Source organism: Microbacterium sp. zg.Y909 (assembly GCF_024626565.1).
In genome coordinates this window covers 1-592 of record NZ_JANJFJ010000736.1, presented here as the reverse complement: position 1 = coordinate 592, position 592 = coordinate 1, and the positions used below count along the sequence as shown (strand labels likewise).

The 592-nt window shown below is 71.3% G+C and carries 1 protein-coding gene; it reads left to right on the top strand.

Annotated features, from left to right (window positions below):
• Nucleotides 1–35: 35 nt before the first annotated feature.
• A partial coding sequence (locus NQ160_RS24470; RefSeq protein ID WP_257517546.1) for an aspartate-semialdehyde dehydrogenase occupies nucleotides 36–592 on the top strand: 557 nt, incomplete at its 3' end.

Genomic DNA, 592 nt, shown 5'->3' with positions numbered 1-592 from the left:
TCGGGCACCCTCCGCTCCGCCGCAAGGATCTCGCCATGACTCGCATCTCCGATACCGGACTCTCCGTCGCCGTCGTGGGCGCCACCGGCCAGGTCGGCACGGTCATGCTCGACATCCTGGCCGAGCGCTCCTTTCCGATCCGCGAGCTGCGCCTGCTGGCGACCGCCCGCTCGGCCGGCACCGCCGTGGAGTTCGGCGGCCACACCGTCATCGTCGAGGACGTCGCGACGGCGAACCCGGCGGGCATCGACATCGCCCTCTTCTCTGCCGGCGCCACCGGCAGCCGCGCGCACGCCCCGCGATTCGCCGAGGCGGGCGCCGTGGTCATCGACAACTCCAGCGCCTGGCGCATGGACCCCGAGGTGCCGCTCGTGGTCAGCGAGGTCAACCCGCACGCCGTCGTCGATCCGCCCAAGGGCATCATCGCCAACCCCAACTGCACCACGATGGCGGCCATGCCGGTGCTGAAGGTGCTGCACGAGGATGCCGGACTCGAGCGACTCATCGTCAGCACCTACCAGGCCGTCTCGGGCTCGGGCATCGCCGGCGCCGAAGAGCTGCTGGGCCAGGTCGAAGGTGTGCTGGCCCAGGG